The sequence below is a fragment of the Pseudomonas sp. p1(2021b) genome (genome assembly GCF_020151015.1).
GTDB lineage: Bacteria > Pseudomonadota > Gammaproteobacteria > Pseudomonadales > Pseudomonadaceae > Aquipseudomonas > Aquipseudomonas putida_K.
On sequence record NZ_CP083746.1, the window covers coordinates 3,375,732 to 3,401,981 of the forward strand.

At 62.5% G+C, this 26,250-nt stretch carries 24 protein-coding genes; 7 read left to right on the forward strand and 17 right to left on the reverse strand.

Going from position 1 to position 26,250, the window contains the following annotated elements; genetic code table 11:
* Nucleotides 1–50: 50 nt before the first annotated feature.
* Nucleotides 51–1,058 carry an amidohydrolase family protein gene (locus K8374_RS15645; RefSeq protein ID WP_224456316.1) on the reverse strand — a complete coding sequence of 336 codons (1,008 nt, stop codon included), beginning with the start codon at nucleotides 1,056–1,058 and terminating at the stop codon, nucleotides 51–53.
* Nucleotides 1,059–1,175: 117 nt separating this feature from the next.
* Between K8374_RS15645 and K8374_RS15650 the strand changes: the two genes are divergently transcribed.
* Entirely contained in the window at nucleotides 1,176–2,039 is an 864-nt protein-coding gene (locus K8374_RS15650; protein ID WP_224456317.1) for a pirin family protein, read from the forward strand.
* Between the two features lie 105 nt (nucleotides 2,040–2,144).
* Here the strand turns inward: K8374_RS15650 and K8374_RS15655 are convergent, their stop codons facing one another.
* From K8374_RS15655 to K8374_RS15670, 4 genes are all read right to left on the reverse strand, one after another.
* Nucleotides 2,145–2,870, reverse strand: a complete 726-nt coding sequence (locus K8374_RS15655; RefSeq protein ID WP_224456318.1) for a dienelactone hydrolase family protein — start codon at nucleotides 2,868–2,870, stop codon at nucleotides 2,145–2,147.
* A 58-nt stretch (nucleotides 2,871–2,928) separates the two neighbouring features.
* Complete coding sequence (htpG, locus tag K8374_RS15660; RefSeq protein WP_224456319.1) at nucleotides 2,929–4,833, reverse strand: molecular chaperone HtpG; 1,905 nt, start codon at nucleotides 4,831–4,833, stop codon at nucleotides 2,929–2,931.
* 94 nt (nucleotides 4,834–4,927) lie between these two features.
* Nucleotides 4,928–5,386, reverse strand: coding sequence for a PaaI family thioesterase (locus tag K8374_RS15665; protein ID WP_224456320.1), 459 nt, complete (start codon nucleotides 5,384–5,386; stop codon nucleotides 4,928–4,930).
* Nucleotides 5,383–5,859, reverse strand: coding sequence for a PaaI family thioesterase (locus K8374_RS15670; protein WP_224456321.1), 477 nt, complete (start codon nucleotides 5,857–5,859; stop codon nucleotides 5,383–5,385). Before K8374_RS15670 ends, K8374_RS15665 begins: the two co-directional genes overlap by 4 nt.
* Before the next feature lie 159 nt (nucleotides 5,860–6,018).
* Here K8374_RS15670 and K8374_RS15675 point away from each other — a divergent pair, with 159 nt between their 5' ends.
* Nucleotides 6,019–6,264, forward strand: coding sequence for a hypothetical protein (locus tag K8374_RS15675; protein ID WP_224456322.1), 246 nt, complete (start codon nucleotides 6,019–6,021; stop codon nucleotides 6,262–6,264).
* Nucleotides 6,265–6,330: 66 nt separating this feature from the next.
* On the opposite strand, the gene K8374_RS15680 is transcribed toward K8374_RS15675, so the two are convergent.
* The 11 genes from K8374_RS15680 to sdhC all read right to left on the reverse strand — a co-directional run bounded on the left by K8374_RS15680 (nucleotide 6,331) and on the right by sdhC (nucleotide 20,274).
* Nucleotides 6,331–7,080 carry a DUF599 domain-containing protein gene (locus tag K8374_RS15680; protein ID WP_224456323.1) on the reverse strand — a complete coding sequence of 250 codons (750 nt, stop codon included), beginning with the start codon at nucleotides 7,078–7,080 and terminating at the stop codon, nucleotides 6,331–6,333.
* A 179-nt stretch (nucleotides 7,081–7,259) separates the two neighbouring features.
* Nucleotides 7,260–8,573 carry a branched-chain amino acid transport system II carrier protein gene (gene brnQ, locus K8374_RS15685; RefSeq protein ID WP_224456324.1) on the reverse strand — a complete coding sequence of 438 codons (1,314 nt, stop codon included), beginning with the start codon at nucleotides 8,571–8,573 and terminating at the stop codon, nucleotides 7,260–7,262.
* Between the two features lie 374 nt (nucleotides 8,574–8,947).
* Complete coding sequence (sucD, locus tag K8374_RS15690) at nucleotides 8,948–9,832, reverse strand: succinate--CoA ligase subunit alpha (RefSeq protein WP_043211414.1); 885 nt, start codon at nucleotides 9,830–9,832, stop codon at nucleotides 8,948–8,950.
* On the reverse strand, nucleotides 9,832–10,998 hold the full coding sequence (gene sucC / locus K8374_RS15695; protein ID WP_011534748.1) for an ADP-forming succinate--CoA ligase subunit beta: 1,167 nt from the start codon (nucleotides 10,996–10,998) through the stop codon (nucleotides 9,832–9,834). Before sucC ends, sucD begins: the two co-directional genes overlap by 1 nt.
* A gap of 171 nt (nucleotides 10,999–11,169) precedes the next feature.
* Nucleotides 11,170–12,606 (reverse strand): dihydrolipoyl dehydrogenase, encoded by a 1,437-nt coding sequence (gene lpdA, locus K8374_RS15700; protein WP_084854665.1) that lies wholly within the window; start codon nucleotides 12,604–12,606, stop codon nucleotides 11,170–11,172.
* A gap of 92 nt (nucleotides 12,607–12,698) precedes the next feature.
* On the reverse strand, nucleotides 12,699–13,913 hold the full coding sequence (gene odhB / locus K8374_RS15705; RefSeq protein ID WP_224456325.1) for a 2-oxoglutarate dehydrogenase complex dihydrolipoyllysine-residue succinyltransferase: 1,215 nt from the start codon (nucleotides 13,911–13,913) through the stop codon (nucleotides 12,699–12,701).
* 42 nt (nucleotides 13,914–13,955) lie between these two features.
* On the reverse strand, nucleotides 13,956–16,787 hold the full coding sequence (locus K8374_RS15710; RefSeq protein ID WP_224456326.1) for a 2-oxoglutarate dehydrogenase E1 component: 2,832 nt from the start codon (nucleotides 16,785–16,787) through the stop codon (nucleotides 13,956–13,958).
* A 246-nt stretch (nucleotides 16,788–17,033) separates the two neighbouring features.
* Nucleotides 17,034–17,738, reverse strand: coding sequence for a succinate dehydrogenase iron-sulfur subunit (locus K8374_RS15715; protein WP_084854662.1), 705 nt, complete (start codon nucleotides 17,736–17,738; stop codon nucleotides 17,034–17,036).
* 11 nt (nucleotides 17,739–17,749) lie between these two features.
* Nucleotides 17,750–19,522, reverse strand: coding sequence for a succinate dehydrogenase flavoprotein subunit (sdhA, locus tag K8374_RS15720; protein ID WP_084854661.1), 1,773 nt, complete (start codon nucleotides 19,520–19,522; stop codon nucleotides 17,750–17,752).
* A gap of 3 nt (nucleotides 19,523–19,525) precedes the next feature.
* Complete coding sequence (sdhD, locus tag K8374_RS15725) at nucleotides 19,526–19,894, reverse strand: succinate dehydrogenase, hydrophobic membrane anchor protein (RefSeq protein WP_224456327.1); 369 nt, start codon at nucleotides 19,892–19,894, stop codon at nucleotides 19,526–19,528.
* Nucleotides 19,888–20,274, reverse strand: a complete 387-nt coding sequence (sdhC, locus tag K8374_RS15730) for a succinate dehydrogenase, cytochrome b556 subunit (protein ID WP_172402947.1) — start codon at nucleotides 20,272–20,274, stop codon at nucleotides 19,888–19,890. Before sdhC ends, sdhD begins: the two co-directional genes overlap by 7 nt.
* Before the next feature lie 351 nt (nucleotides 20,275–20,625).
* Between sdhC and gltA the strand changes: the two genes are divergently transcribed.
* A complete protein-coding gene (gene gltA / locus K8374_RS15735; RefSeq protein WP_224456328.1) occupies nucleotides 20,626–21,915 on the forward strand; it encodes a citrate synthase in 1,290 nt (429 codons plus the stop codon).
* A 104-nt stretch (nucleotides 21,916–22,019) separates the two neighbouring features.
* Here gltA and K8374_RS15740 read toward each other — a convergent pair whose 3' ends face one another.
* The gene (locus tag K8374_RS15740; RefSeq protein WP_224456329.1) at nucleotides 22,020–22,718 is read right to left on the reverse strand and encodes an alpha/beta family hydrolase; all 699 of its coding nucleotides are present in this window, start codon (nucleotides 22,716–22,718) and stop codon (nucleotides 22,020–22,022) included.
* Between the two features lie 50 nt (nucleotides 22,719–22,768).
* Here K8374_RS15740 and ccoN point away from each other — a divergent pair, with 50 nt between their 5' ends.
* Genes ccoN through ccoP form a run of 4 tightly spaced genes read left to right on the forward strand, consistent with a single transcriptional unit; the run spans nucleotide 22,769 to nucleotide 25,954 of the window.
* On the forward strand, nucleotides 22,769–24,193 hold the full coding sequence (gene ccoN / locus K8374_RS15745) for a cytochrome-c oxidase, cbb3-type subunit I (RefSeq protein ID WP_224456330.1): 1,425 nt from the start codon (nucleotides 22,769–22,771) through the stop codon (nucleotides 24,191–24,193).
* 13 nt (nucleotides 24,194–24,206) lie between these two features.
* Nucleotides 24,207–24,815: a cytochrome-c oxidase, cbb3-type subunit II gene (gene ccoO, locus K8374_RS15750; protein WP_084854656.1), complete on the forward strand. Its 609-nt coding sequence runs from the start codon at nucleotides 24,207–24,209 to the stop codon at nucleotides 24,813–24,815.
* Between the two features lie 9 nt (nucleotides 24,816–24,824).
* Nucleotides 24,825–25,013, forward strand: coding sequence for a cbb3-type cytochrome oxidase subunit 3 (locus tag K8374_RS15755; protein WP_084854742.1), 189 nt, complete (start codon nucleotides 24,825–24,827; stop codon nucleotides 25,011–25,013).
* Nucleotides 25,013–25,954: a cytochrome-c oxidase, cbb3-type subunit III gene (gene ccoP, locus K8374_RS15760; RefSeq protein WP_224456331.1), complete on the forward strand. Its 942-nt coding sequence runs from the start codon at nucleotides 25,013–25,015 to the stop codon at nucleotides 25,952–25,954. The genes K8374_RS15755 and ccoP overlap by 1 nt, the downstream gene beginning before the upstream one ends.
* Nucleotides 25,955–26,250: the final 296 nt, after the last annotated feature.

Genomic DNA, 26,250 nt, shown 5'->3' on the forward strand with positions numbered 1-26,250 from the left:
TGCCGCGAAAGGGCTGCAAAGCAGCCCCAGGGCCGCACTGTGTAAAGACGCTATCTTGGCGCCCCAGGCAATACGCTGAGGAAGTTCTCCCGCGCCACCTTGCGGGCCACCTCGTCCGGCAGCGCATCAAGGAACGGATCGAAGCCTTTCATTTGCTCGCCGAGGCTGGAGAAGCGCCCCACCACATCGGAGCCGAGCATGAAGCGCTCGGGGAAGCGCTCGACCAGCGCCAGCCACGCCTTGCGCGGCTTGCCGTGCTCATCGAGCAGGTAGGGCTCGCGCATGCTCCAGGACAGGTCGATGTACAGGTTCGGGTAGGTTTCCAGCAACCGGGTGACCACAGGCAGGAGGAACTTCATCTGCGTCTGGTGCCGGTGGATCTCCATGCTGGTACCGGCATGGGCCCAGATGAAGCGGGTATGCGGATGGTCGCGCAGCGGCTGCTCGATCTCAGCCAAGTAGAGCGGGTTGCGTTCGCGCTTGGAGGTGATGTTGGAGTGGATCAGCACCGGCAGGTCGTGCTCGGCGGCCAGGTGATAGATGCGGGTCATGGCCTCGTTGTTGGCCCGTGGGGTATCGCCGCTGGTCAAGGCGGTCAGGTCGTCGTGGCGGGTGAACACCTCGCCGATGCCCTGCCACAGGCCGGGATAGAGCTCGAGCATTCGCTCGACATGATGCACGGCATTCTTGTCCACCGGGTTGAAGCCACTGATGAACGGGTGAAAGCGCCGCCGCTGCTCGGCCGGCAGTTTCTCCAGCGCCGCGGCCACATAGAGGTCGGTGGCACTGTACCAGTAGGCTTCGGCGTCATCGCCTGCGTAGTAGCGGGGGCGCTTGGGCTCGTCCTCGTGCCATTTCTTGGCCACCGGAATCCCGGAAATCATCGACTGGTCGATGCCTGCCGCATCCATCGCCTGGAGCAATGCCGGCATGCCTTCGCTTTCCTGGAAGAAATCGACGTAGTGCAGGTGAGCGTCGCTGTAGCGGTAATCGCGAGCCTGCGCCGCCAGGCACAACCCTCCCGACAACAGCAAGCAAGTCAGCGCTCTGACAATCATGGGCAATGTCCTTTTCGGGCGTACGAAAACAGTAGACCGACAGGTAAGCCAGGCGGTTCAGCGCTGCGCCCCAACCCGCTATGCTAGGGGCATCCGTTGCCTGCCTGGAGCCCTGCCATGAGCCGCCCCCTGGTCATCCACCCACGCGCCGAATCGGTCGAGGGCCAGCCCATCCTGCGCCCGCTGCCGTCGGCCCAGTGCCGTAGCGTCGGCCCCTTCGTGTTCTTCGATCACATGCTGGAAACCGACTACGCCCCCGGCACCGGCATGGACATCCGCCAGCACCCGCATATCGGCCTGTCGACCCTGACCTACCTGTTCGAAGGCCAGATCCTGCACAAGGACAGCCTGGGCTCCGAGCAGCGCGTGCTGCCCGGCGACGTGAGCTGGATGACCGCAGGCAGCGGCGTGGCCCATGTCGAACGTACGCCGGCCGAAGCCTTCGCTGACGGCTCGCGCCTGCACGGTCTGCAGGTCTGGCTGGCTTCACCCAGGGCGTTCGAGCAAGGGCCTGCGAGCTACAGCCATCACCCGGCGGCCAGCCTGCCGGTCAGCGACAGCCTGGGCGTGAGCATCTGCATGATTGCCGGCCAAGGCTTTTGCCTGCAATCCCCGGTACCGGTGCTCTCCCCTACCCTGTATGCCCTGGTGCAGATGCAGGCGGCGACCACGCTTACGGTGCCCACCGAACACGCCCAGCGCGCCTTGTACCTGCTCGATGGCGAACTGCTGGTGGGAGAAGACGAGGTCGAACCCTGCAATTTGCTGGTGCTGCCGGAAGGCGAGGAAGTGACACTGTACGCGCAAGGCGAGTGCCAGCTGGTATTGATCGGTGGCGCACCGCTGGACGGGCCGCGGCGGATGAACTGGAACTTCGTGGCCAGTGATCCGGAATTGATCGAGCAGGCCAGGGCCAGGTGGGCTGCAGGGGATTGGCCCAAGGTACCGGGAGAGACGTCGCGGATCGAATTGCCGCGCTGAGGCGCGATACCGAGTCGCCTTGATCGCGGGGCAAGCCCGCTCCCACATAGGCGCCGCTGCACCCAATCGGTGGGAACGGGCTTGCCCCGCGATGCAGGCAACGCACTACTTCTGGAATACCTCATCCAGCAGGTTGAACATCGCCCGGAAGGCGCGCTCGGACGTGCGCCGGTCGTACTGCATCTTGCCTGGCACATTGGCCTCAGGGTCGGTGAACGAATGCACCGCGCCGCCATAGCTCAGCAGCTGCCAGTCCACCTTGGCAGCGTTCATCTCGTCCTCGAACGCCGGCAACTGCTCCTTGGGCACCAGCGGGTCGGACGCACCATGCAGCACCAGCACCGAGCCCTTGATGCGCTTGGCATCGGCCGGGTTCGGCGTATCCAGGGTGCCGTGGAACGACACCGCTGCCTGCAGGTCGGCACCGGTACGGGCCAGCTCCAGGGCACAGCAACCGCCGAAGCAGAAGCCAAAGGTCGCGACCTTGCCCGGAGCCAGCAACGCCTTGGACTGCCCCAGCAGCTGCGCCAGGGCCTCTTCCATGCGCTTGCGCAGCTCGGCGCGGTCGTTCTTGAGCGGCATCATCGCCGCCCCGGCCTCGTCCGCATTCGAAGGCCGCAGCGACTGCCCGTACAGGTCGGCGATCAACACCACGTAGCCCTGGCTGGCGACTTCCTTGGCGATCCGCTCGGCGCCCTCGCCGATGCCCATCCAGTTCGGCGCCATCACCAGGCCCGGCTGCGGCAGCGCCCCCGGGGCATAGACCAGGCGGCTTTCGTAGGCCTTGCCGGCCAGGTGATAGACCAGCGACTCGACGATTACCTTGCTCATCAAACTCCTCCTTGCATCATGAAAAAAGCCCGCCGAAGCGGGCTTTCCTTGCATCAACTCAAGCAGACAACTCGACCAGCAGCTTGTTCAGGCGACGAACGTAGGCCGCCGGGTCCTTCAGGCTGTCGCCGGCCGCCAGGGCCGCCTGGTCGAACAGGATATGCGACAGCTCCGCGAAGCGGTCCTCGCTCTGTTCGTTATCCAGCTTCTCGATCAGCGGGTGGCCCGGGTTGAACTCGAAGATCGGCTTGGATTCAGGCACCTTCTGGCCGCTGGCCTCGAGGATCTGGCGCATCTGCAGGCCAAGGTCCTGCTCACCGATGGCCAGGATCGCCGGCGAGTCGGTCAGGCGGTGCGAGACGCGCACCTCGGCGACGCTGTCACCCAAGGCCGTCTTCAGGCGCTCGACCAGGCCTTCCTTCTCCTTGGCGACTTCTTCCTGGGCCTTCTTGTCTTCCTCCGAATCCAGGGCACCGAGGTCCAGGTCGCCACGGGCGACGTCGACGAAGGCCTTGCCATCGAACTCGTTGAGGTAGCTCATCAGCCACTCGTCGATGCGGTCGGTCAGCAGCAGGACCTCGATGCCTTTCTTGCGGAAGACTTCCAGGTGCGGGCTGTTCTTGACCTGCGCATAGGACTCGCCGGTCAGGTAGTAGATCTTGTCCTGACCTTCCTTGGCGCGGGCCAGGTAGTCGGCCAGGGCAACGCTCTGCTCGCCGCTGTCGTCGGAGGTCGAGGCGAAGCGCAGCAGGCCTGCGATCTTCTCCTTGTTGGCGAAGTCCTCGGCCGGGCCTTCCTTCATCACCTGGCCGAAGTTCTTCCAGAAGCCCTTGTACTGCTCCGGCTCGTTCTTCGCCAGTTTTTCCAGCATGTCCAGCACACGCTTGGTCAGGGCTGACTTCATCGAATCGATGATCGGGTCCTTCTGCAGAATCTCGCGAGAAACGTTCAGCGACAGGTCGTTGGAGTCGACCACACCCTTGATGAAGCGCAGGTACAGCGGCAGGAACGATTCGGCCTGGTCCATGATGAACACGCGCTGCACGTACAGCTTCAGGCCGCGTGGCGCTTCGCGCTGGTACAGGTCGAACGGCGCACGGGCCGGCACGTACAGCAGCGAGTTGTATTCGAGCTTGCCTTCGACCTTGTTGTGGCTCCAGGCCAGCGGGTTCTCGAAGTCATGGCCGATGTGCTTGTAGAACTCCTGGTATTCCTCGTCCTTGATCTCGGTACGCGGACGGGTCCACAGGGCGCTGGCGCGGTTGACGGTTTCCCATTCCTCGGCTGGCTGCTCCTCGCCTTCGGCGGCGGCCTGCTCTTTGGGCAGCTGGATCGGCAGGGCGATGTGGTCGGAGTACTTCTTGATCACATTGCGCAGGCGCCAGGCGTCAGCGAACTCTTCCTCGCCCTTCTTCAGGTGCAGGACGATACGGGTGCCACGCTGTGGTTTCTCGACCGTGGCAACTTCGAACTCGCCCTCGCCCTTGGAGGACCAGTGCACGCCCTCGGCGGCCGGCAGGCCGGCACGGCGGCTGAAGACGTCGACCTTGTCGGCGACGATGAACGCAGAATAGAAGCCGACACCGAACTGGCCGATCAGGTGCGAGTCTTTCTTCTGGTCGCCGGTCAGGTTCTTCATGAAGTCGGCAGTACCGGACTTGGCGATGGTGCCCAGGTGGGTGATCACGTCTTCGCGGCTCATGCCGATGCCGTTGTCCTCGAGGGTCACGGTGCCGGCGTCCTTGTCGAAGCTCACGCGGATCTTGAGGTCGGCGTCGCCCTCGAGCAGCTCAGGCTTGGCCAAGGCTTCGAAACGCAGCTTGTCGGCGGCGTCGGAGGCGTTGGAGATCAGCTCACGCAGGAAGATCTCCTTGTTCGAATACAGCGAATGGATCATGAGGTGCAGCAGCTGCTTCACCTCGGTCTGGAAGCCCAGGGTTTCCTTTTGAGTTTCCACACTCATGGTCTTCAAAACTCCGATCTGATGGCAGTTGTCGCCTCGCGCCCGGGTGGGCTGCTTTTGGCGGCGGATGTCCAGCAGATGGGGGCAGCCCGGACTATTTCAAGGGCTTTTCCGGCTCGATCTTGAAATGTGCCCGTGCGGTGGCGATCGGCGAGGCTGGGTCGGCCTGCCAGGCCGCGATGGCCACATTGGTCACGCGCCGGCCCTGGCGCCATAACTGGCAGCGGGCGAAGGTATCGCGGTAATGCCCGGCGCGCAGGTAGTCGATGGAAAAATCGATGATCTTGGGAATGCTCGCGCTTTCGCTGTAGATGAGCAGGTACAGCGCCGCCGAAAGCTCCATGAAGCCTGCGAGCACCCCGCCATGGATCGCCGGCAGCAACGGGTTGCCGATATTGTCCGGGTTGGCCGGGAGGCGAAACAGCAGGTCATCGCCCTCGCGCACGCACTCGATGCCGATCAACCCGGCATAGGGAATCAGCGCCAGCAACGGCTCGTAGTTGCCGATGGCATGGGCCTCGTTGAGGCGCTGGCGAACGTCCCGGGGAATCATGGGCGGCCCTCCTTGAGTGTATTGCCGAAACGGATGCCGCCCTTGATGTCCTGGCCCAGGCGCATGAAGGTGCCGACCACATGGCAGATCGGCTGGGCCGGGTCGTCCTGGTAGGCCGTACCGCGAGTGAAGATCACGTCCCGGGTCACTCGGTAGCATTGGGCATGACCATATATAGGCTTGCCGGCTTGTGCCGGGTGCATGTAGTCGATGCGCAGATCGAGGGTCGGGCACACTTCGAACGTGGGCAACACGCATAGCGTTGCCATGCCACAGGTCGTATCCATCAACGTGGTCAGGGCACCGCCATGCACCGCGCCCGTTTGCGGATTACCTACGATCGACGGCGACCAGGGCAGTACCAACGTAATGCCTTCGGTATTGGCATGATGCACCTGCATCTGCAAGCGCTGGCAATGTTTCAATGCCGAAAGAAAGCGTTCGGCCATGGCCATCAGGTCGTTATCAGACATGGGCAACCTTATTTTTCGTGAAGATGTTCACTCTGCACAAATTCAGTGAAAAGTCTATCTAGCTCCGCGTGCGATATATCTGTAATCTGCGCGGAACTAATTCCGCTTACTTGAGCTCAAATGGAACAAGTAAGTTATTCCACAAGGAGAGACACCCCCATGCGTAAACCTTTTGCTTTTGCCCTGATGCTGGCCGCTGCCATGGGCCTGGCCGCTTGTGACAAGGCGAACGAAGAGAAAGCTCCGGAAACCAAGACCGAGCAAGCCGCACCTGAAGCCGCTCCTGCTGCTCCGGCTCCAGAAGCTGCCCCGGCTACTCCTGCTCCAGAAGCTGCTCCTGCTACTCCGGCTCCAGAAGCCACTCCTGCTCCGGAAGCTGCCCCAAGCGAGCCAGCCAAGCAGTAAGCAACACCCACAAAAAACCCGGCGATCGCCGGGTTTTTTTATGCCTGGCCTTTTTAATAAAACGTTTCAGCCTATGCCAGTGACGTTGTCCTTGCCCGCCTCCGCCGGCGCACTTTCGGTTGGCGTGAAGACCATGACTTCCAGCACGTCGGAATGGAATTCACGGCGATACAGAATGCACACCACCCCCACACTCATGGCCATGAACAACCATGGGCTGATGAACCAGCTCAGCATCGCCATGCCGAAATAATAGGAACGCAGGCCGAAGTTGAACTGGTTCGCCGCCAGCGACAGTACACGCGCGGCACGGGAAGCAAATGCCTTACGTTCCAATTCATTGACCAGGCGCTCGCCGATCATCGGCGCCGAGCCGACCAACACCGCTGCAAAGTTGTATTGACGCATGCACCAGCTGAACGTGAAGAACGCATACACGAACACCATTGCCAGGCACAGCAGTTTGAGCTCGGAAACACCTTGCGACGCCTCCTGCACCAACGGCAGGTCAGCCAGCAATGACAACGCGCGATCAGAGGCGCCCAGCACCGTCAGGATGCCCGCCAGGATGATCAGGGTGCTCGAGGCGAAGAACGACGCGTTGCGCTCCAGGTTGCCGATCACGCTGGCATCGGCGATGCGGTTGTCGCGCAGCAACATGCGTCGCATCCAGTCTTCCCGGTACAAGTGCAATACGCTGGCCAGGCAGGCCGTGTCGCGGCCCTTCCAGATGGCATAGCGGGTGTAGCCGCCCCAACACAGGGCGAACCAGCAGAGGGCGAGCACATTGCTCAGGTTGCTTTGGATGAAGTTCATGCAGGCTCCTATCGTTCAGGCACGGTGAATGATATAGACCGGCTTTCGACGCCTGGGGCCTGGAAAAGGCACGCACCGGCAAAAAAGAACCCCGTATCCGGATGGACACGGGGTTCAGGTTTCAACCAAGGCGGGTGCCCTTGGGCTTGTGGCCGGCACCCGCAGTTGGCGTCAACACATCAGGCCAACGCCTCGCGCGGCTTGCCCAGCATGCGGTCGCACGCCACGGCCAGGCCGAGGGTGACCACCGAAGGCACCAGCCAGGCCAGGCCCTGGTCGCTCAGCGGCAGGTGTGCCATGGCGTCCGGCAGCAGGTGCGCCAAGCTGCTGCCCTTGATCGCGTCGACCAGGCCAAACAGCAGCGACACCAGCATCACCGGCGCCAGGATGCGCACGGGCGAATTCCACAGTTCCTTGACGAAGCTCAGGCCTACGACAACGATGCACGGCGGGTAGATGGCCGTGAGCACCGGGATCGAGAACATGATCAACTTGGTCAGGCCCAGGTTGGAGATCAACAGCGAGAAGCCGGCCAGAATCACCACCAGCGCGCGGTACGACAGCGGCAGGATCTGGCTGAAGTACTCAGCACAGGCGCAGGTCAGGCCCACGGCGGTGACCAGGCAGGCCAGGGCGATCAGTACCGCGAGGAAGCCGCTGCCCAACGAGCCGAAGGTGTGCTGCACGTAGGCATGCAGGACGGCCGCGCCATTGGAGGCACCCATGGCGATGTCATGGCTGCCCGCGCCCAGGCGGAACAGGCTGATATACACCAACGCCAGGCCGACACCGGCGATCAGGCCGGCGATGATGGCGTAGCGGGTGATCAGTTTCGGCGACTCGACACCGCGCGAGCGGATGGCGTTGACGATGACGATACCGAATACCAGGGCACCCAGGGTGTCCATGGTCAGGTAGCCGTTGACGAAGCCTTGGGAGAACGGTGCGGCCACGTATTGCGGCTGCGCCTCGCCGATGGTGCCAGCCGGCAGCGCGAACGCGGCGATGCCGAGCACCGCCAGGGCGATGATCTTCAGCGGCGCGAGGAAGCGGCCGACGGTGTCGAGCAGCTTGGTCGGGTACATCGACACGGCCAGTACCACGGCGAAATACACCAGGCTGTAGATGAACAGCGCCAACGGGCTTTCACCGGTCAGCGGTGCCACGCCCACTTCGAACGACACGGTAGCGGTGCGCGGAGTCGCGAACAGCGGGCCTACCGAGAGGTAGCACACAGCCGCCAGCAGGCCGCCGAAGAACTTGCCGATCGGGCTGCTCAGCGCGTCCATGCCGCCGCCCACCTTGGCCAGGGCGACCACGGTGATGACCGGCAGGCCGACTGCGGTGACCAGAAAGCCCAGGGCCGCCATCCATACATGCGGGCCGGACTGCAGGCCTACGATGGGCGGGAAGATGATATTGCCGGCGCCGACGAACAATGCGAACGTCATAAAGCCAAGTGCCAGGATGTCCTGGCCTTTTAACACTTTCATTTAAGGAAGTACCACACTGCTGAAATCGGGATTCGTGAGGGGATTTCCCCATGGGTGAGGGAAATGCTGCCCGGCTTGGTGAGCCAGACCCGTTTAGCGTGTCGTTCCCTTTTGGGGGACGGGCACAGAGTGAGGGCGTAGGTTAACCGTTTTACCCGGCAAACGCACTGGGACAGACGTGCTTGTCCGATGTGCGTATGTTCTTGTCGTCTGGGTGACTCTGTACAGCCGCTATTCTCACCGGAGCATCGACCAGCGTCTGTCAGAAAATACCTATCAAACCCATCGAAAAAATCATTGCCAGCACCTGCCCTGAAAACACAAAGGCCACCCGAAGGTGGCCTTTGTGTTGCGTGGGGGGTATTGCGTGTTACTTACTTCTTCATTTCCCAGCCGGTCAGCTCGGCCAGGGCCTTGCCGATATCAGCCAGGGAACGCACGGTCTTGACACCAGCGTCCTGCAGGGCGGCGAACTTCTCGTCCGCGGTGCCCTTGCCACCCGAGATGATGGCGCCAGCGTGGCCCATGCGCTTGCCCGCAGGCGCGGTAACGCCGGCGATGTAGGAAACGACAGGCTTGGTCACGTTGGCCTTGATGTAGGCCGCGGCTTCTTCTTCAGCCGAACCGCCGATTTCGCCGATCATGACGATCGCTTCGGTCTGCGGGTCTTCCTGGAACAGCTTCAGGATGTCGATGAAGTTGGAGCCCGGGATCGGGTCACCACCGATACCGACGCAGGTCGACTGGCCGAAGCCGGCGTCGGTGGTCTGCTTGACCGCTTCGTAGGTCAGGGTGCCGGAACGGGAAACGATACCGACCTTGCCCGGCAGGTGGATGTGGCCTGGCATGATGCCGATCTTGCACTCGCCCGGGGTGATGACGCCTGGGCAGTTAGGGCCGATCAGGCGTACGCCCAGCTCGTCGCACTTGACCTTGGCGTCCAGCATGTCGAGGGTAGGAATACCCTCGGTGATGCAGACGATCAGCTTGATGCCACCGAAGGCCGCTTCCAGGATCGAGTCCTTGCAGAACGGAGCCGGAACGTAGATCACCGAAGCTTCGGCGCCGGTCGCCTCGACGGCTTCCTTGACGGTGTTGAACACCGGCAGGCCCAGGTGGGTGGTACCACCCTTGCCTGGGGTTACGCCGCCGACCATCTTGGTGCCGTAGGCGATGGCTTGTTCGGAGTGGAAAGTACCCTGCGAGCCGGTGAAGCCCTGGCAGATGACCTTGGTGTCTTTATTGATCAGGACGCTCATTACTTGCCCTCCGCAGCTTTGACAACTTGTTGAGCAGCGTCGGTCAGGCTGGTTGCCGCAATGATGTTCAAACCGCTTTCTGCCAGTACTTTAGCGCCCAGTTCGGCGTTGTTGCCTTCGAGGCGAACGACGACCGGAACCTTGACGCCGACTTCCTTCACTGCACCGATGATGCCTTCGGCAATCATGTCGCAACGAACGATGCCGCCGAAGATGTTGACCAGAACGGCCGCGACATTGCTGTCGGACAGGATGATCTTGAACGCTTCGGTCACGCGCTCCTTGGTAGCACCGCCGCCAACGTCGAGGAAGTTGGCCGGCTTGCCGCCGTGCAGGTTGACGATGTCCATGGTACCCATGGCCAGGCCGGCACCGTTGACCATGCAGCCGATGTTGCCTTCCAGCGCCACATAGTTCAGTTCGAACTTGGCGGCGTGAGCTTCGCGGGCGTCGTCCTGGGAAGGATCGTGGAAGGTTTTCAGCTTAGGCTGACGGTACATGGCGTTGGCGTCGATGTTGATCTTGGCATCGAGGCAGTGCAGGTCGCCGTCGGCCTTGATCACCAGCGGGTTGACTTCCAGCAGGGCCAGGTCGTGGTCCTTGAACAGCTTGGCCAGGCCTACGAAGATCTTGGCGAACTGTTGAACCTGCTTGCCTTCCAGACCCAGCTGGAATGCCAGCTCACGACCCTGGAACGGCTGGGCGCCGACCAGCGGGTCGATGGTAGCCTTGAGGATCTTCTCGGGAGTTTCGTGAGCGACCTTCTCGATGTCCACGCCACCTTCGGTGGAGGCCATGAACACGATACGACGGCTCGAACGATCGACTACAGCGCCCAGGTACAGTTCCTTGGCGATGTCAGTGCAGGATTCGACCAGGATCTTGGAGACTGGCTGACCATTGGCGTCGGTCTGGTAGGTAACCAGGTTCTTGCCCAGCCACTGCGCAGCGAACGCCTTGGCGTCTTCTTTGCTGCGAACCAGCTTGACGCCGCCCGCCTTACCGCGACCACCGGCGTGGACCTGGGCTTTTACCACCCACTCCGAGCCGCCGATCTTGTCGCAGGCTTCTGCAGCTTGCTCAGGGGTATCGACTGCGAAACCCTTGGAAACTGGCAGGCCGTATTCAGCGAACAGCTGTTTACCCTGATACTCGTGAAGATTCATGCTTTTTACCGTCTTCGTTAGGTACTGCGCTTCGGCGCTGCGCCATTTCTGGCGCCGCGCCACCTGTGACCGTTTGCCCCGGGTTATCCCGGTGGCCCGGTCCGGCGGACGTTCCGCGGTGAGTCTTGCACGCAAGACCCACGACGGGCAGCCCGCCGTGGTTTCTTATAATTAACGCTTCTTACGGTTGGCCACGTGGATGGCACCGCCATTCACGGCCAGCGCGGCTTCATGCAGCGCTTCGGACAGGGTCGGATGGCTGAACACCATCATGCCCAGGTCTTCTGCGCTGGTACCGAATTCCATCGCGATCGCACCCTGCTGCACCAGTTCGGCAGCCGATGGGCCGATCACGTGAACGCCCAGTACGCGGTCGGTCTTGGCATCGGCGATGACCTTGACGAAACCACCGGTGTCGTTGGCAGCCATCGCACGGCCGCTGGCCGCGAACGGGAAGGTGCCCACGTTAACCTCAACGCCCTCGGCTTTCAACGCCTGTTCGGTCTTGCCGACCCACGCGATTTCCGGGTGGGTATAGATGACCGACGGGATCAGGTCGTAGTTCATCTGGGCCTTGTGGCCCTTGATGCGCTCGACGACCATGATGCCCTCTTCCGACGCCTTGTGGGCCAGCATCAGGCCACGCACCACGTCACCGATGGCATAGACGCCCGGTACGCTGGTGGCGCAGTGGTCATCGACGTAGATGTAGCCACGCTCGTCGATGGTCACGCCGCTGTCGGCGGCCAGCAGGTCGGTGGTCACAGGACGACGGCCGACGGCGACGATCAGCTTGTCGAAGACGATCTTCTGCTCGCCATTGGCGTCGGTGTAGGTGACTTCGACTTCTTCGCCGTTGACCTTCGAGCCGGTCACGCGAGCGCCCAGCTTGATGTCCAGGCCCTGCTTGGTCAGGGTCTTCTGGGCTTCCTTGGAAACCGCGGTGTCAGCGGCCATCAGGAAGGTATCCAGGGCTTCCAGCACGGTGACCTGGGCACCCAGGCGCGACCATACCGAACCCAGCTCCAGGCCGATCACGCCAGCGCCGATGACGCCCAGACGCTTGGGTACGGTCTGGAATTCCAGGGCGCCGGTGGAGTCGACGATGACTTTCTGGTCGACCGGAGCCGGCGGAATGTCGATCGGACGCGAACCGGAGGCCAGGATCACGTTTTCGGCTTCGATGACTTCGGTGGTGCCGTCAGGCTTGGTGACTTCGACCTTCTTGCCGGCCAGCAGTTTGCCGTGGCCCTGGATTGAGGTCACGCCGTTGGCCTTGAACAGGGTGGCGACGCCACCGGTCAGGTTCTTGACGATGCCAGCCTTGCGGCCAACCATCGCGGCGACGTCCATCTTCACTTCGCCAGTGGAGATACCGTGGACGTTGAAGCTCTCTTTGGCTTCCTTGTACTTCCAGGAGCTGTCCAGCAGGGCCTTGGAAGGAATGCAACCCACGTTCAGGCAGGTACCGCCCAGGGCCAGCTTGCCCTCGGCGTCGGTGTATTTCTCGATGCAGGCGGTCTTGAGGCCGAGCTGAGCAGCCTTGATCGCGGCCACGTAGCCGCCAGGACCTGCACCAATCACTACCACGTCGAATTTCTGGGTCATAAAAGATTCCTTTTAAGCTTCAAGCGGCAAGCCTCAAGCGGCAAGCGACGCACTCCCGAGGGAGCAGGCCACTTGCCGCTTGCAGCTGTGCGTTAGATGTCCAGCAGCAGACGAGCCGGGTCTTCCAGCAGGTTCTTGATGGTCACCAGGAAGGTTACCGCTTCCTTGCCGTCGATCAGGCGGTGGTCATAGGACAGGGCCAGGTACATCATCGGGCGAATGACCACTTGGCCATTGATCGCCATAGGACGCTGGATGATGTTGTGCATGCCCAGGATGGCCGCCTGCGGCGGGTTGACGATCGGGGTCGACATCATCGAGCCGAAGGTACCACCGTTGGTGATGGTGAAGGTACCGCCAGTCATCTCTTCGATGGCCAGCTTGCCTTCACGGGCCTTCTTGCCGAAGGTGGCGATGCCGTTCTCGATTTCGGCCAGCGACATCGACTCGGCGTTGCGCAGGACCGGCACCACCAGGCCACGGTCGCTGGAGACGGCTACGCCGACGTCAGCGTAGCCGTGGTAGACGATGTCATTGCCGTCGATCGAGGCGTTGACTGCCGGGAAGCGCTTGAGCGCCTCGGTGGCGGCCTTGACGAAGAACGACATGAAGCCCAGGCGTACACCGTTGTGGGTCTTCTCGAACAGGTCCTTGTACTTCGAACGCAGGGCCATGACTTCGGTCATGTCCACTTCGTTGAAGGTGGTCAGCATGGCCATGTTCGACTGGGCTTCGACCAGGCGCTCGGCGATCTTGGCGCGCAGGCGGGTCATCGGCACGCGCTTCTCGGTGCGGTCGCCAGCGGCGGTGACCACAGGCGCGGCAGCGGCGGCGGCAGGCTTGGCAGCGGCGGCTGGTGCGGACTTCTTGTTGGCGATGGCGGCAACGACGTCTTCCTTGGTCACGCGACCACCTTTGCCGGTGCCGGCAACGGAAGCCAGGTCGATGCCGTTTTCTTCAGCCAGCTTGCGCGCGGCCGGGGCGGCAACCGGGTCGTCTTCGCCAGCGTCGGCGGCGGCAGCCGGAGCGGCAGCGGCTGGGGCAGCAGCTGGAGCGGCGGCGGCAGCGCCACCTTCAACGATCGAGCCCAGGACCTCGTCGGACAGGACGGTATCGCCCTCGCCCTTGACGATGTCGCCCAGCACGCCATCGGCGGTGGCCAGCACTTCCAGGACGACCTTGTCGGTTTCGATGTCGACGATCAGCTCGTCACGCTTGACGGCTTCGCCCGGCTTCTTGTGCCAGGTGGCAACGGTGCCGTCGGCGACCGATTCCGGGAAGGTTGGGGCTTTGATCTCAATAGCCATTGTCAGTGTTTCCTTAAATTCGGTTTCAGGTGCGCGAAGGCGTTAGACAGTGAAGGCATCCTGCAGCAGTTTTTCCTGCTGCTCGGCGTGCATCGAAGCGTAACCACAGGCTGGCGCGGCGGAAGCGTCGCGGCCGGCGTACTCCAGGACCAGCGCCTTGTTGTGGCGGGTCAGGATGCGGCGCATGTGATGCTGGCTGCTGTACCAGGCGCCCTGGTTCATCGGCTCTTCCTGGCACCACACCGCATGCTTGAGGTTGGTGTACGGCGCCAGGATTTCCACCAGGTCGTCCTCAGGGAACGGATACAGCTGCTCGATACGCACGATGGCGATGTCTTCGCGGCCTTCGGCACGGCGCTTTTCCAGCAGGTCGTAGTAGACCTTGCCGCTGCACAGCACGAGGCGTTCGACCTTGGCCGGATCGAGGCTGTCGATTTCCGGGATCACGGTCTGGAACGAGCCTTCGGCCAGGTCTTCCAGGGTCGAGACGGCCAGCTTGTGGCGCAGCAGCGACTTCGGCGTCAGGACGATCAGCGGCTTGCGCAGCGGGCGGATGACCTGGCGGCGCAGCAGGTGATAGATCTGTGCCGGGGTGGTCGGTACGCACACCTGGATGTTGTGCTCGGCGCACAGCTGCAGGTAACGCTCCAGACGCGCGGAGGAGTGCTCCGGCCCCTGCCCTTCGTAACCGTGCGGCAGCAGCATGGTCAGGCCGCACAGACGGCCCCACTTGTGCTCGCCGCTGGTGATGAACTGGTCGATCACCACCTGGGCACCGTTGGCGAAGTCACCGAACTGGGCTTCCCAGATCACCAGCGCGTTCGGCGTGGTGGTCGAGTAGCCGTATTCGAAGGCCAGTACCGCTTCTTCCGACAGGAAGGAGTCGTACAGTTCGAACTTCGGCTGGCCCGGGAACAGGTTCTGCAGCGGTACGTAGGTGCTGGCGTCCTTCTGGTTGTGCAGCACCGCGTGGCGGTGCGAGAAGGTGCCGCGGCCGATGTCCTGGCCGGTCATGCGGATCGGGTGGCCTTCGAACTGCAGCGTGGCGTAGGCCATGGTCTCTGCATAACCCCAGTTGATCGGCAAGCCGCCGGCCTGCATCTTCTGGCGGTCTTCGTAGATCTTCGCCACCTGGCGCTGGACCACGAAGCCTTCCGGCAGCTCGAGCAGCTTGGCCGAGAGGTCCTGCAAGGTCTTGAGGTCGAAGCGGGTGTCGTGACGCGCGGTCCAGGCATGGCCCAGATAGGGACGCCAGTCGACGAACAGCTCGCGGTTCGGCTCCTTGACCAGGCTCTTGACCACGTGCAGGCCGTTGTCCAGCGCGTTGCGGTACTCGTCGATCTTGGCCTGGGCACGCTCGGCGTCGATACGCCCGGCCTGGATCAGGGCCTCGGCGTACAGCTCGCGGGTGGTGCGCTGCTTGCTGATCTGCTGGTACATCAGTGGCTGGGTGCCGTTCGGCTCGTCGGCCTCGTTGTGGCCGCGACGACGGTAGCAGACCAGGTCGATGACCACGTCACGCTTGAACTGCATGCGGTAGTCGATGGCCAGCTGGGTCACGAACAGGACCGCTTCCGGATCATCGCCGTTCACGTGCAGGATCGGCGCCTGGATCATCTTGGCGACGTCGGTGGCGTACTCGGTGGAGCGCGAGTCCAGCGGGTTGGAGATGGTGAAACCCACCTGGTTGTTGATCACGATGTGCACGGTGCCGCCGGTCTTGAAACCGCGGGTCTGCGACATCTGGAAGGTTTCCATGACCACGCCCTGGCCGGCGAACGCGGCGTCGCCGTGGATCGAGATCGGCAGGACCTTGTCACCGACGGTGTCGTTGCGACGGTCCTGGCGGGCGCGAACCGAACCTTCCACCACCGGCGAGACGATTTCCAGGTGGGATGGGTTGAACGCCATGGCCAGGTGGACTTCGCCACCGGGGGTCATCACGTTGGAGGAGAAGCCCTGGTGATACTTCACGTCACCGGAGCCCAGCTCGTTCATCTTCTTGCCTTCGAACTCGTCGAACAGCTCGCGCGGGTTCTTGCCGAAGGTGTTGACCAGCACGTTGAGGCGGCCGCGGTGGGCCATGCCGATCACGACCTCCTTGGTGCCGTAGGAGCCGGAGCGCTGGATCATTTCGTCCAGCATCGGGATCAGGCTTTCGCCGCCCTCGAGGCCGAAACGCTTGGTGCCTGGGTACTTGGTGCCCAGGTATTTCTCCAGGCCTTCGCCTGCGGTGACGCGCTCGAGCAGGTGGGTCTGCACGTCGGCGGAGAATTCAGGACGGCCACGGACGCTTTCCAGACGCTGCTGGAACCAGCTGCGCTGTTCGGAATCGACGATGTGGGTGAACTCGGCGCCGATGGTGCGACAATATGTCTTCTGCAGCGCATCGAAGATTTCGCGTAGGCTCGCTTCCTCTTTGCCGATGAACAGGTCACCGGTACGGAAGGTCGTATCAAGGTCGGCATTGGTCAAGCCGTAGTGATTGATCGACAGGTCTACGGGCGCAGGGCGCTGCCACAACCCCAACGGGTCGAGCTTGGCAGCCTGATGGCCACGCATACGATAGGCCTGGATCAGTCGCAGAACTTCAACCTGCTTCTTCTCGTGTTCACTGCTCACGCTCCCGGCGGAAACCGGTTGGGCGCGGCGCTGGTTCTTTGCCAGCAGTACGAAATGGTCGCGGATTGTAGAGTGCGATACATCGGTAGCGGTGCTGCCGTCGGCGGGCAACTTCTGGAAGTAGGTGCGCCACTCTTCTGGCACAGCGTTAGGGTCGTGCAGGTAGAGCTCATAAAGCTCTTCCACATATGCAGCGTTACCACCTGAAAGGTGGGCGCTTTCCCACATGCGCTGCATCACGCTTTCTTGCATGCTTGGTCACCCTCGGTTAGGGGACTGATCGGCAAGAGCCACAGCAAACCTGGAAAAGTCCGAACACAGCGACTGAACCACGCCACCTGGATCCTGCAGATTTTCCGGGTACCAGCCCGGAAGCCCCTGCTGGTCTCATATCTTCATAGGTAATGAGCGCGGGCTTTGTGGGCCCTTGCTCGGGTTTTACCTCGGTGCGGGCTCAACGCCCGCACTTCGGCTTACTGCTGGTGCAACATTTTTGGATCAGGTGCCGCTTTGCAGCAGCATGTTACGTACGTGACCGATTGCCTTGGTCGGGTTCAGACCTTTCGGGCAAACGTTTACGCAGTTCATGATCCCGCGGCAGCGGAATACGCTGAACGGGTCATCCAGGGACGCCAGGCGCTCCTGGGTCTTGGTGTCACGGCTGTCGGCCAGGAAGCGATAGGCCTGCAGCAGAGCGGCAGGGCCCAGGAACTTGTCCGGGTTCCACCAGAACGACGGGCAGGAGGTCGAGCAGCAAGCGCACAGGATGCACTCGTACAGACCGTCCAGCTTGTCACGGTCTTCCGGCGACTGCAGACGCTCGATGGCCGGGGCCGGGGTGTCGTTCTGCAGGTACGGCTTCACCTTCTCGTACTGCTTGTAGAAGATGCTCATGTCGACGACCAGGTCACGAATGACCGGCAAGCCCGGCAGAGGGCGCAGGACCAGCTTGTTGCCCTTGACCACCGACGACAGCGGGGTGATGCAGGCCAGGCCGTTCTTGCCGTTGATGTTCATGCCATCGGAGCCGCAAACGCCTTCACGGCAGGAGCGACGGTAGGAGAAGCCCTCGTCCTGCTCCTTGATCAATGCCAGCACGTCCAGGACCATCAGATCCTTGCCACCGGTGTCGACCTGGAAGGTCTGCATCTTCGGCGCCGAATCGGTGTCCGGGTTGTAACGATAAACTTCGACTTGCAACATAGCGGCCACCCTTAGTAAGTCCGGACTTTTGGTTCGAAGGCAGGAACTGTCTTCGGCGCAAAGTTGACGCCACGCTTGGCGACGCGCTTCTCACCCGGGTAGTACAGGGTGTGGCACAGCCAGTTCTCGTCGTCACGGTCTTCGTAGTCTTCACGGGCGTGAGCGCCGCGGGACTCTTTGCGGGCCTCGGCCGCGATGGCGGTCGCTTCGGCGACTTCCAGCAGGTTCTGCAGCTCCAGCGCTTCGATACGCGCGGTGTTGAAGGCCTGGGACTTGTCGTTGATCTTGACGTTGGCGATACGGTCGCGCAGGCCAGCCAGCTGCTCGATACCCTTCTGCATGTATTCGCCGGTACGGAATACACCGAAGTAGTTCTGCATGCAGCTCTGCAGCTCGCGCTTGAGGCTGGCGACGTCTTCGCCGGTGGTGCGCTCGTTGAGCTTGCTCAGGCGGTTCAGGGCAACGTCGACGTCGGTGTCGCTGGCATCGCGGTACTCGACGCCTTCGGTCAGTGCCTTCTCCAGGTGCAGGCCGGCAGCACGGCCGAACACGACCAGGTCGAGCAGCGAGTTGCCGCCCAGGCGGTTGGCACCGTGGACCGATACGCACGCCACTTCACCTACGGCGAACAGGCCAGGAATGATCTGGTCGTTGCCTTGAGCGTCCATGGTGATGGCCTGGCCATGAATGTTGGTGGCAACGCCGCCCATCATGTAGTGGCAGGTCGGGATGACCGGAACCGGCGCGACCACAGGGTCGACGTGGGCGAAGGTCTTGGACAGTTCACAGATGCCTGGCAGGCGGCTGTGCAGCACTTCCTCACCCAGGTGGTCCAGCTTCAGCAGTACGTGGTCCTTGTTCGGGCCCACGCCATTGCCGGCGATGATTTCCTTGACCATGGAACGGGCGACCACGTCGCGGCCAGCCAGGTCCTTCGCGTTCGGTGCGTAACGCTCCATGAAGCGCTCGCCGTGGGCGTTGATCAGGTAGCCACCCTCACCGCGGCAGCCTTCGGTGACCAGTACACCGGCGCCGGCGATGCCGGTCGGGTGGAACTGCCACATCTCGATGTCCTGCACCGGCACGCCGGCGCGCAGGGCCATGCCGACACCGTCGCCGGTGTTGATCAGGGCGTTGGTGGTGGAGGCGTAGATACGGCCCGCACCGCCGGTAGCCAGAACGGTGGCCTTGGACTTGATGTACATGGTCTCGCCGGTTTCGATGCAGATCGCGATCACGCCGACGAAGGCGCCGTCCTGGTTCTTCACCAGGTCAACGGCGTAGTACTCGTTGAGGAAGGTGGTGCCCGCCTTCAGGTTGCCCTGATAGAGGGTGTGCAGCAGCGCGTGACCGGTACGGTCGGAGGCTGCGCAGGTACGGGCGGCCTGGCCACCCTTGCCGAAGTCCTTGGACTGGCCACCGAACGGACGCTGGTAGATACGGCCGGTTTCGGTACGGGAGAACGGCAGGCCCATGTGGTCCAGCTCGAAGACCGCGGCCGGGCCTTCCTGACACATGTATTCGATCGCGTCCTGGTCACCGATGTAGTCGGAGCCCTTGACGGTGTCGTACATGTGCCAGCGCCAGTCGTCGTTCGGGTCGGCCGAAGCGATGGCGCAGGTGATGCCGCCCTGGGCGGAAACGGTGTGCGAACGGGTCGGGAACACCTTGGTGACCACGGCAGTCTTGTGACCGCCCTGGGCCAGCTGCAGCGCAGCGCGCATGCCGGCACCGCCGCCACCGATGATGATGGCGTCGAAGGAAATCGTTGGAATTTTAGCCATGGATCAGATACCCCAGAGAATCTGCACACCCCAGACGAAGTAGGCGAACATCGCAACGCCGCATACAGCCTGGAACAGGAAACGAATCGCAGTCGCCGACTTGCCGAACGACATCGGCGTCAGGTAGTCGGTGGCAATGGTCCACATGCCGACCCAGGCGTGGGCGCCCAGGGCAACGAGTGCCAGCAGACTGAAGATTCGCATCGCGTTGTTGGAGAACAGACCGTGCCACTGGGCATAGTCGAGACCCGGGTGAACGGCGATGTAGCCGATCAGGAAGATGAAGTAAGCCGCGAGAACGACCGCAGATACGCGCTGCGCCATCCAGTCATAGAGGCCCGAACGCGACAGGTTCGTGACATTAGTTACCATACCCAAACTCCCGCCAGAACGATCAGCACCACGGAGATGACGATCACGATTTTCGAGCCCAGCTTGCCGCCTTCCAGCGTCTCGCCGACGCCCATGTCCATGATCAGGTGACGAATGCCGGCCACCAGGTGATACAGCAGGCCGGACAGCAGGCCCCAGGTCACCAGCTTGGCCAGCGGGCTGGTCAGACACGCCTTCACCTCGGCGAAGCCTTCCTCGGAGCCCAGCGACTTGCCCAATGCGTACAGCATGATGGCAAGACCGAGGAACAGGATGACGCCGGAGATACGGTGAAGAATGGACGTGTATGCGGTGATCGGGAGTTTGATGGTCCTTAGGTCTAGGTTTACAGGTCGTTGGCTTTTCACGGCTTTTTTCACACTGAAGAGCCCCTAGCGAACAGGGCAAAGTTGTTGGTAAGTGTACTGGTCAGGTACCCACCACCCAGGGAGCGACGACCCCCAGCGGAACGGGCTTGCAAGCCCCTGGCGGTCGGTTGCGGAGTATAGACAGTTAGGCTGCTTATGACAACGTGAGGGGCTCGCCCAAATAGCGCATTGCCTTTAAAGGATAAAAGGCGTAAATGGGCGACAATTTCGCGAAAAACCAGGGCTCAGAGGGCGTTTCAACCAGCCTTTAGGCAAATTGACATTCGAATTTATCCCTCTATAGTGGTGCGGGCCCTGCGTGGGGGGTCTGTCTGATGATTTCAAGCATTAATAGGAGGCCACATGGCTGACAAAAAAGCGCAGTTGGTCATCGAGGGCGCAGCCCCCGTCGAGCTGCCCATTTTAACCGGCACCGTTGGTCCCGATGTTATCGACGTCCGCGGGTTGGGGGCTACTGGTCACTTCACCTTCGACCCCGGTTTCATGGCGACCGCCTCGTGCGAATCGAAGATTACCTATATTGACGGCGACAAGGGTGTCCTGCTGCACCGCGGCTACCCGATCGAACAGCTCGCCGAAAAATCGGACTACCTGGAAACCTGCTACCTGCTGCTCAACGGCGAATTGCCCAATGCCGAGCAGAAGGCCCAGTTCGTCAGCACCGTGAAGAACCACACCATGGTTCACGAGCAGCTGAAATCCTTCTTCAACGGCTTCCGCCGCGACGCCCACCCGATGGCGGTGATGTGCGGCGTGGTCGGCGCCCTTTCGGCGTTCTATCACGACTCCCTGGACATCAACAACCCGCAGCACCGCGAAATCTCCGCGGTGCGCCTGGTCGCCAAGATGCCGACCCTGGCCGCGATGGTCTACAAGTACTCCATGGGCCAGCCGATGATGTACCCGCGCAACGACCTGTCGTACGCGGAGAACTTCCTGCACATGATGTTCAACACCCCGTGCGAGATCAAACCGATCAGCCCGGTGCTGGCCAAGGCGATGGACCGGATCTTCATCCTCCATGCCGACCACGAGCAGAACGCCTCCACCTCTACCGTGCGCTTGGCAGGCTCCTCGGGCGCCAACCCGTTCGCCTGTATCGCTGCCGGCATCGCCGCACTGTGGGGCCCTGCCCACGGTGGCGCCAACGAAGCCGTGCTGACCATGCTCGATGAAATTGGCGATGTCTCGAACATCGACAAGTACATCGCCAAGGCCAAGGACAAGAACGATCCGTTCAAGCTCATGGGCTTCGGTCACCGCGTTTACAAGAACCGCGACCCGCGCGCCACCGTGATGAAGAAGACCTGCGACGAAGTCCTGAGCGAACTGGGCATCAAGCACGACCCGCAGCTGGAACTGGCCATGCGCCTGGAAGAGATCGCCCTGACCGATCCGTACTTCATCGAGCGCTCGCTGTACCCGAACGTCGACTTCTACTCGGGCATCATCCTCAAGGCGATCGGTATTCCGACCAGCATGTTCACCGTGATCTTCGCCCTGGCACGTACCGTGGGCTGGATCTCGCACTGGAAGGAAATGCTCTCCAGCCCGTACAAGATCGGCCGTCCGCGCCAGCTGTACACCGGCCACGAGCAGCGCGACATCGTTGACCTGAAAGACCGCAAGTAAGCTTCACGCTATTTGTGACATCGCGGGACAAGCCCGCTCCTACAGGGTTCGCGCTGTAGGAGCGGGCTTGTCCCGCGATGGGGCGCGTAGCAGCCCCAATCGTTTCAACCCTGCCCCTCCAGAAACGCCGTCACCCGCTGCGCCGCCGTTTGCAGATGCCGCTCGTGGGTGAACCCTGACGCCTTCAGTGGCTTGAGGTCATGGTCCGCCGCCTCCAGCCAGCAAATCTCGATCGAAGGCGACAACGTATACCCCGCCACCGCCTCCCGGTTACCCAGCGCATCACGCTCGCCCTGGACAATCAGCGTGCGCGTACGCAACCCCGCCAGGTGTTCGACCCGAGGCTTGTCAGGCTTGCCCACCGCATAGAACGGATACCCCAGGCACACCAGGGCGTCGGCGCCCAGCTCATCGGCCAGAAGGCTCGCCATCCGCCCGCCCATGGACTTGCCGCCGATCGCCAGCGGCCCCGTGACCAATGGCCGCACCTGGGCATACACCTGGCGCCAGCAATCGAGCAGCACCGGCTGCGGATTGGGCGGTCGCTTGCCACCCCCAACACGGCGCTGCGCCATGTAGGGAAATTCGAAGCGCACAACCCCTACCCCTTGCTCCGCGAGGCTTTGCGCCATGCCCTCCATGAAATCGCTGTCCATCGGCGCGCCTGCGCCGTGGGCCAGGATCAGGCAGCCTTTGTAACCCTCCCTGCCCCCCACCCGAGGTGGATCGCAGCGCAAGCCTGAGACATTTCCCACCTGCGCCCATTGATCCCCGTCAATACCGGCAATGTGCCCATTACTCATGCTTCGCCTCGCTATCTAGCCTGCCTATAACCGTGGATGGGAACCCATACATGAACACAACCAGCAGTACCGCCTATAACTACAAGGTGGTCCGCCAATTCGCCATCATGACGGTGGTGTGGGGAATCGTCGGGATGGGGCTCGGCGTATTCATCGCCGCACAGCTCGTCTGGCCCGCTCTGAACCTCGACCTCCCGTGGACCAGCTTCGGCCGCCTGCGACCACTGCACACCAATGCGGTGATCTTCGCCTTCGGCGGCTGCGCCTTGTTCGCCACCTCCTATTATTCGGTGCAACGCACCTGCCAGACCACCCTGTTCGCGCCGCGCCTGGCGGCGTTCACGTTCTGGGGCTGGCAACTGGTGATCCTGCTGGCAGCCATCACCCTGCCGCTGGGCTACACCAGCTCCAAGGAGTACGCCGAACTGGAATGGCCGATCGACATCCTGATCACCATCGTCTGGGTCGCCTACGCCGTGGTGTTCTTCGGCACGCTGATCAAGCGCAACACCAAGCACATCTACGTCGGCAACTGGTTCTACGGTGGCTTCATCCTCACCGTGGCGATGTTGCACATCGTCAACAACCTGGAGATGCCGGTCAGCCTGACCAAGTCCTACTCGCTGTACGCCGGCGCCACCGACGCGATGGTGCAATGGTGGTACGGCCACAACGCCGTGGGCTTCTTCCTGACCGCAGGCTTCCTGGGCATGATGTATTACTACGTGCCCAAGCAGGCCGAGCGTCCGGTGTATTCCTATCGCTTGTCGATCGTGCACTTCTGGGCGCTGATCACCCTGTACATCTGGGCCGGCCCGCACCATTTGCACTACACCGCGCTGCCTGACTGGGCGCAATCGCTGGGCATGATCATGTCGCTGATCCTGCTGGCCCCGAGCTGGGGCGGCATGATCAACGGCATGATGACCCTCTCCGGGGCCTGGCACAAACTGCGCAGCGACCCGATCCTGCGTTTCCTGGTGGTGTCGCTGGCCTTCTACGGCATGTCCACCTTCGAAGGCCCGATGATGGCCATCAAGACCGTCAACGCCCTCTCCCACTACACCGACTGGACCATCGGCCACGTCCATGCCGGCGCCCTCGGCTGGGTGGCGATGATCTCCATCGGCGCGCTGTACCACACCATTCCGAAAGTGTTCGGCAAGGCGCGCATGTACAGCATCGGCCTGATCAACGCGCACTTCTGGCTGGCAACCATCGGCACCGTGCTGTACATCGCCTCGATGTGGGTCAACGGCATCGCCCAGGGCCTGATGTGGCGCGCGGTCAACGCCGACGGCACGCTCACCTATTCCTTCGTCGAGACCCTGGTGGCCAGCCACCCAGGCTTCATCGTCCGCTTCGTCGGCGGCGCGATCTTCCTCACCGGCATGCTGCTGATGGCCTGGAACACCTGGCGCACCGTGCGCGCACCAGCCACCGCCGACGCCCCTGCGAACGCCCAGCTGGCTTGAGGAGAGAAGCCTGATGAAACACGAAGTCATCGAGAAAAACGTAGGCCTGCTGGCATTGCTGATGGTATTTGCCGTCAGCATCGGCGGCCTGACCCAGATCGTCCCGCTGTTCTTCCAGGACGTGACCAACAAGCCGGTCGAGGGCATGAAGCCCTATACCGCCCTGCAGCTCGAAGGCCGCGACATCTACATCCGCGAAGGTTGCGTGGGCTGCCACTCGCAGATGATCCGCCCGTTCCGCGCCGAGACCGAGCGCTACGGCCATTACTCGGTCGCCGGCGAGAGCGTCTGGGACCATCCGTTCCTGTGGGGCTCCAAGCGCACCGGGCCTGACCTGGCCCGCGTCGGTGGCCGCTACTCCGACGACTGGCACCGTGCGCACCTGTACAACCCGCGCAACGTCGTGCCCGAGTCGAAGATGCCGTCCTACCCATGGCTGGTGGCACAGAAGGTCGACAACAGCCATACCGACACCAAGATGCGCACCCTGCGCACCCTGGGCGTGCCCTACACCGACGAGGACATCGCCGGCGCCCGCGACGCGGTCAAGGGCAAGACCGAAATGGACGCCCTGGTGGCCTACCTGCAGGTGTTGGGCACCTCGATCAAGAACAAGAGGTAAGCGATGGAACTGTCATTGGATATCGGCATGATCCGCGGCCTGGGCACCCTGATGGTGATGATCGCCTTCATCGGCCTGAGCCTGTGGGTATTCAACCGTCGCCGCGACCGCGACTTCGCCGAAGCGCGCCTGCTGCCCTTCGTCGATGACCGCCTGCCCCCGGCCGGGCAGGAACCTGCCACAAGGAGTAACCGGTAATGACCACCTTCTGGAGTACGTACATCAGCGTACTGACCCTCGGCAGCCTCATCGGCCTGACCTGGCTGCTGCTCGGCACCCGCAAGGGCCAGAGCAGGAACACCACCGACCAGACCATGGGCCACAGCTTCGATGGCATCGAGGAATACGACAACCCGCTGCCCAAGTGGTGGTTCTGGCTGTTCGTCGGCACCCTGGTGTTCGCGGTCGGCTACCTGATCCTCTACCCGGGCCTTGGCAACTGGAAAGGCGTTCTGCCGGGCTACGAGAATGGCTGGACCCAGGTCAACGAATGGCAGAAGGAGATGGACAAGGCCGACGCCAAGTTCGGGCCAATCTTCGCCAAGTATGCCGCCATGCCCGTAGAAGAAGTGGCCAAGGACCCGCAAGCCCTGAAGATGGGCGGGCGCCTGTTCGCCTCCAACTGCTCGGTGTGCCATGGCTCCGACGCCAAGGGCGCCTATGGCTTCCCCAACCTGACCGACAAGGACTGGCGTTGGGGTGGCGAGCCGGAGACCATCAAGGCCTCGATCATGGACGGGCGTCACGGCGTGATGCCGGGCTGGGCCGAGGTGATCGGCGAGCAAGGCGTGGCCGACGTGGCCGCCTTCGTGCTGACCAACCTGGACGGGCGCAGCCTGCCGGAAGGCGCCAAGGCCGACCCGGCCAAGGGTCAGGAAATCTTCGCCGCCAACTGCGTGGCCTGCCACGGGCCTGAGGGCAAAGGCACCCCGGCCATGGGCGCACCGAACCTGACCCACCCGCAGGCGTTCATCTACGGCTCGAGCTTTGCCCAGCTGCAGCAGACCATCCGCTACGGTCGCCAGGGCCAGATGCCGGCCCAGCGCGAGATCCAGGGCAACGACAAGGTCCACTTGCTCGCCGCCTATGTGTATAGCCTGTCGCAGGATGTCGCGCCCGAAACCGTGTCCGCCAAGTAACACCCTTCGCGGGTAAACCCGCTCCCACAAGGATCACCGCCGTCCCTGTGGGAGCGGGTTTACCCGCGAAAATCCCGCCGAAAAGCCAGGACGAACCGCATCCGTCAACGGCCTCAGCACCGCCCTCCCCGCCTCATCCCGCCTTGCACCCCCTCTGAACGGAACTAAGCTTGTTGCCACAGCAGCCTCGCTTATCGCGAGACGCTCTGGCACGGCGTGGGGCCTGACGCCGTGCAACGTCTTCGACCTCGATCACCCGCGGCCCTGGAAGCCCGTCCCGCCTTCAAGGACCGCGC

Bases quoted from the DNA above. Each gene is read 5' to 3' on its own strand.
- K8374_RS15650 (WP_224456317.1), top strand. From the start codon at position 1,176: ATGAGCCGCCCCCTGGTCATCCACCCACGCGCCGAATCGGTCGAGGGC.
- K8374_RS15655 (WP_224456318.1), bottom strand. From the start codon at position 2,870: ATGAGCAAGGTAATCGTCGAGTCGCTGGTCTATCACCTGGCCGGCAAG.
- gltA (WP_224456328.1), top strand. From the start codon at position 20,626: ATGGCTGACAAAAAAGCGCAGTTGGTCATCGAGGGCGCAGCCCCCGTC.
- sdhD (WP_224456327.1), bottom strand. From the start codon at position 19,894: ATGGTAACTAATGTCACGAACCTGTCGCGTTCGGGCCTCTATGACTGG.
- odhB (WP_224456325.1), bottom strand. From the start codon at position 13,913: ATGGCTATTGAGATCAAAGCCCCAACCTTCCCGGAATCGGTCGCCGAC.
- K8374_RS15715 (WP_084854662.1), bottom strand. From the start codon at position 17,738: ATGTTGCAAGTCGAAGTTTATCGTTACAACCCGGACACCGATTCGGCG.
- ccoO (WP_084854656.1), top strand. From the start codon at position 24,207: ATGAAACACGAAGTCATCGAGAAAAACGTAGGCCTGCTGGCATTGCTG.
- K8374_RS15680 (WP_224456323.1), bottom strand. From the start codon at position 7,080: ATGAACTTCATCCAAAGCAACCTGAGCAATGTGCTCGCCCTCTGCTGG.
- sucC (WP_011534748.1), bottom strand. From the start codon at position 10,998: ATGAATCTTCACGAGTATCAGGGTAAACAGCTGTTCGCTGAATACGGC.
- lpdA (WP_084854665.1), bottom strand. From the start codon at position 12,606: ATGACCCAGAAATTCGACGTGGTAGTGATTGGTGCAGGTCCTGGCGGC.
- K8374_RS15675 (WP_224456322.1), top strand. From the start codon at position 6,019: ATGCGTAAACCTTTTGCTTTTGCCCTGATGCTGGCCGCTGCCATGGGC.
- ccoN (WP_224456330.1), top strand. From the start codon at position 22,769: ATGAACACAACCAGCAGTACCGCCTATAACTACAAGGTGGTCCGCCAA.
- ccoP (WP_224456331.1), top strand. From the start codon at position 25,013: ATGACCACCTTCTGGAGTACGTACATCAGCGTACTGACCCTCGGCAGC.
- K8374_RS15710 (WP_224456326.1), bottom strand. From the start codon at position 16,787: ATGCAAGAAAGCGTGATGCAGCGCATGTGGGAAAGCGCCCACCTTTCA.
- sdhA (WP_084854661.1), bottom strand. From the start codon at position 19,522: ATGGCTAAAATTCCAACGATTTCCTTCGACGCCATCATCATCGGTGGC.
- K8374_RS15740 (WP_224456329.1), bottom strand. From the start codon at position 22,718: ATGAGTAATGGGCACATTGCCGGTATTGACGGGGATCAATGGGCGCAG.
- sucD (WP_043211414.1), bottom strand. From the start codon at position 9,832: ATGAGCGTCCTGATCAATAAAGACACCAAGGTCATCTGCCAGGGCTTC.
- K8374_RS15665 (WP_224456320.1), bottom strand. From the start codon at position 5,386: ATGATTCCCCGGGACGTTCGCCAGCGCCTCAACGAGGCCCATGCCATC.
- htpG (WP_224456319.1), bottom strand. From the start codon at position 4,833: ATGAGTGTGGAAACTCAAAAGGAAACCCTGGGCTTCCAGACCGAGGTG.
- K8374_RS15670 (WP_224456321.1), bottom strand. From the start codon at position 5,859: ATGTCTGATAACGACCTGATGGCCATGGCCGAACGCTTTCTTTCGGCA.
- K8374_RS15645 (WP_224456316.1), bottom strand. From the start codon at position 1,058: ATGATTGTCAGAGCGCTGACTTGCTTGCTGTTGTCGGGAGGGTTGTGC.
- brnQ (WP_224456324.1), bottom strand. From the start codon at position 8,573: ATGAAAGTGTTAAAAGGCCAGGACATCCTGGCACTTGGCTTTATGACG.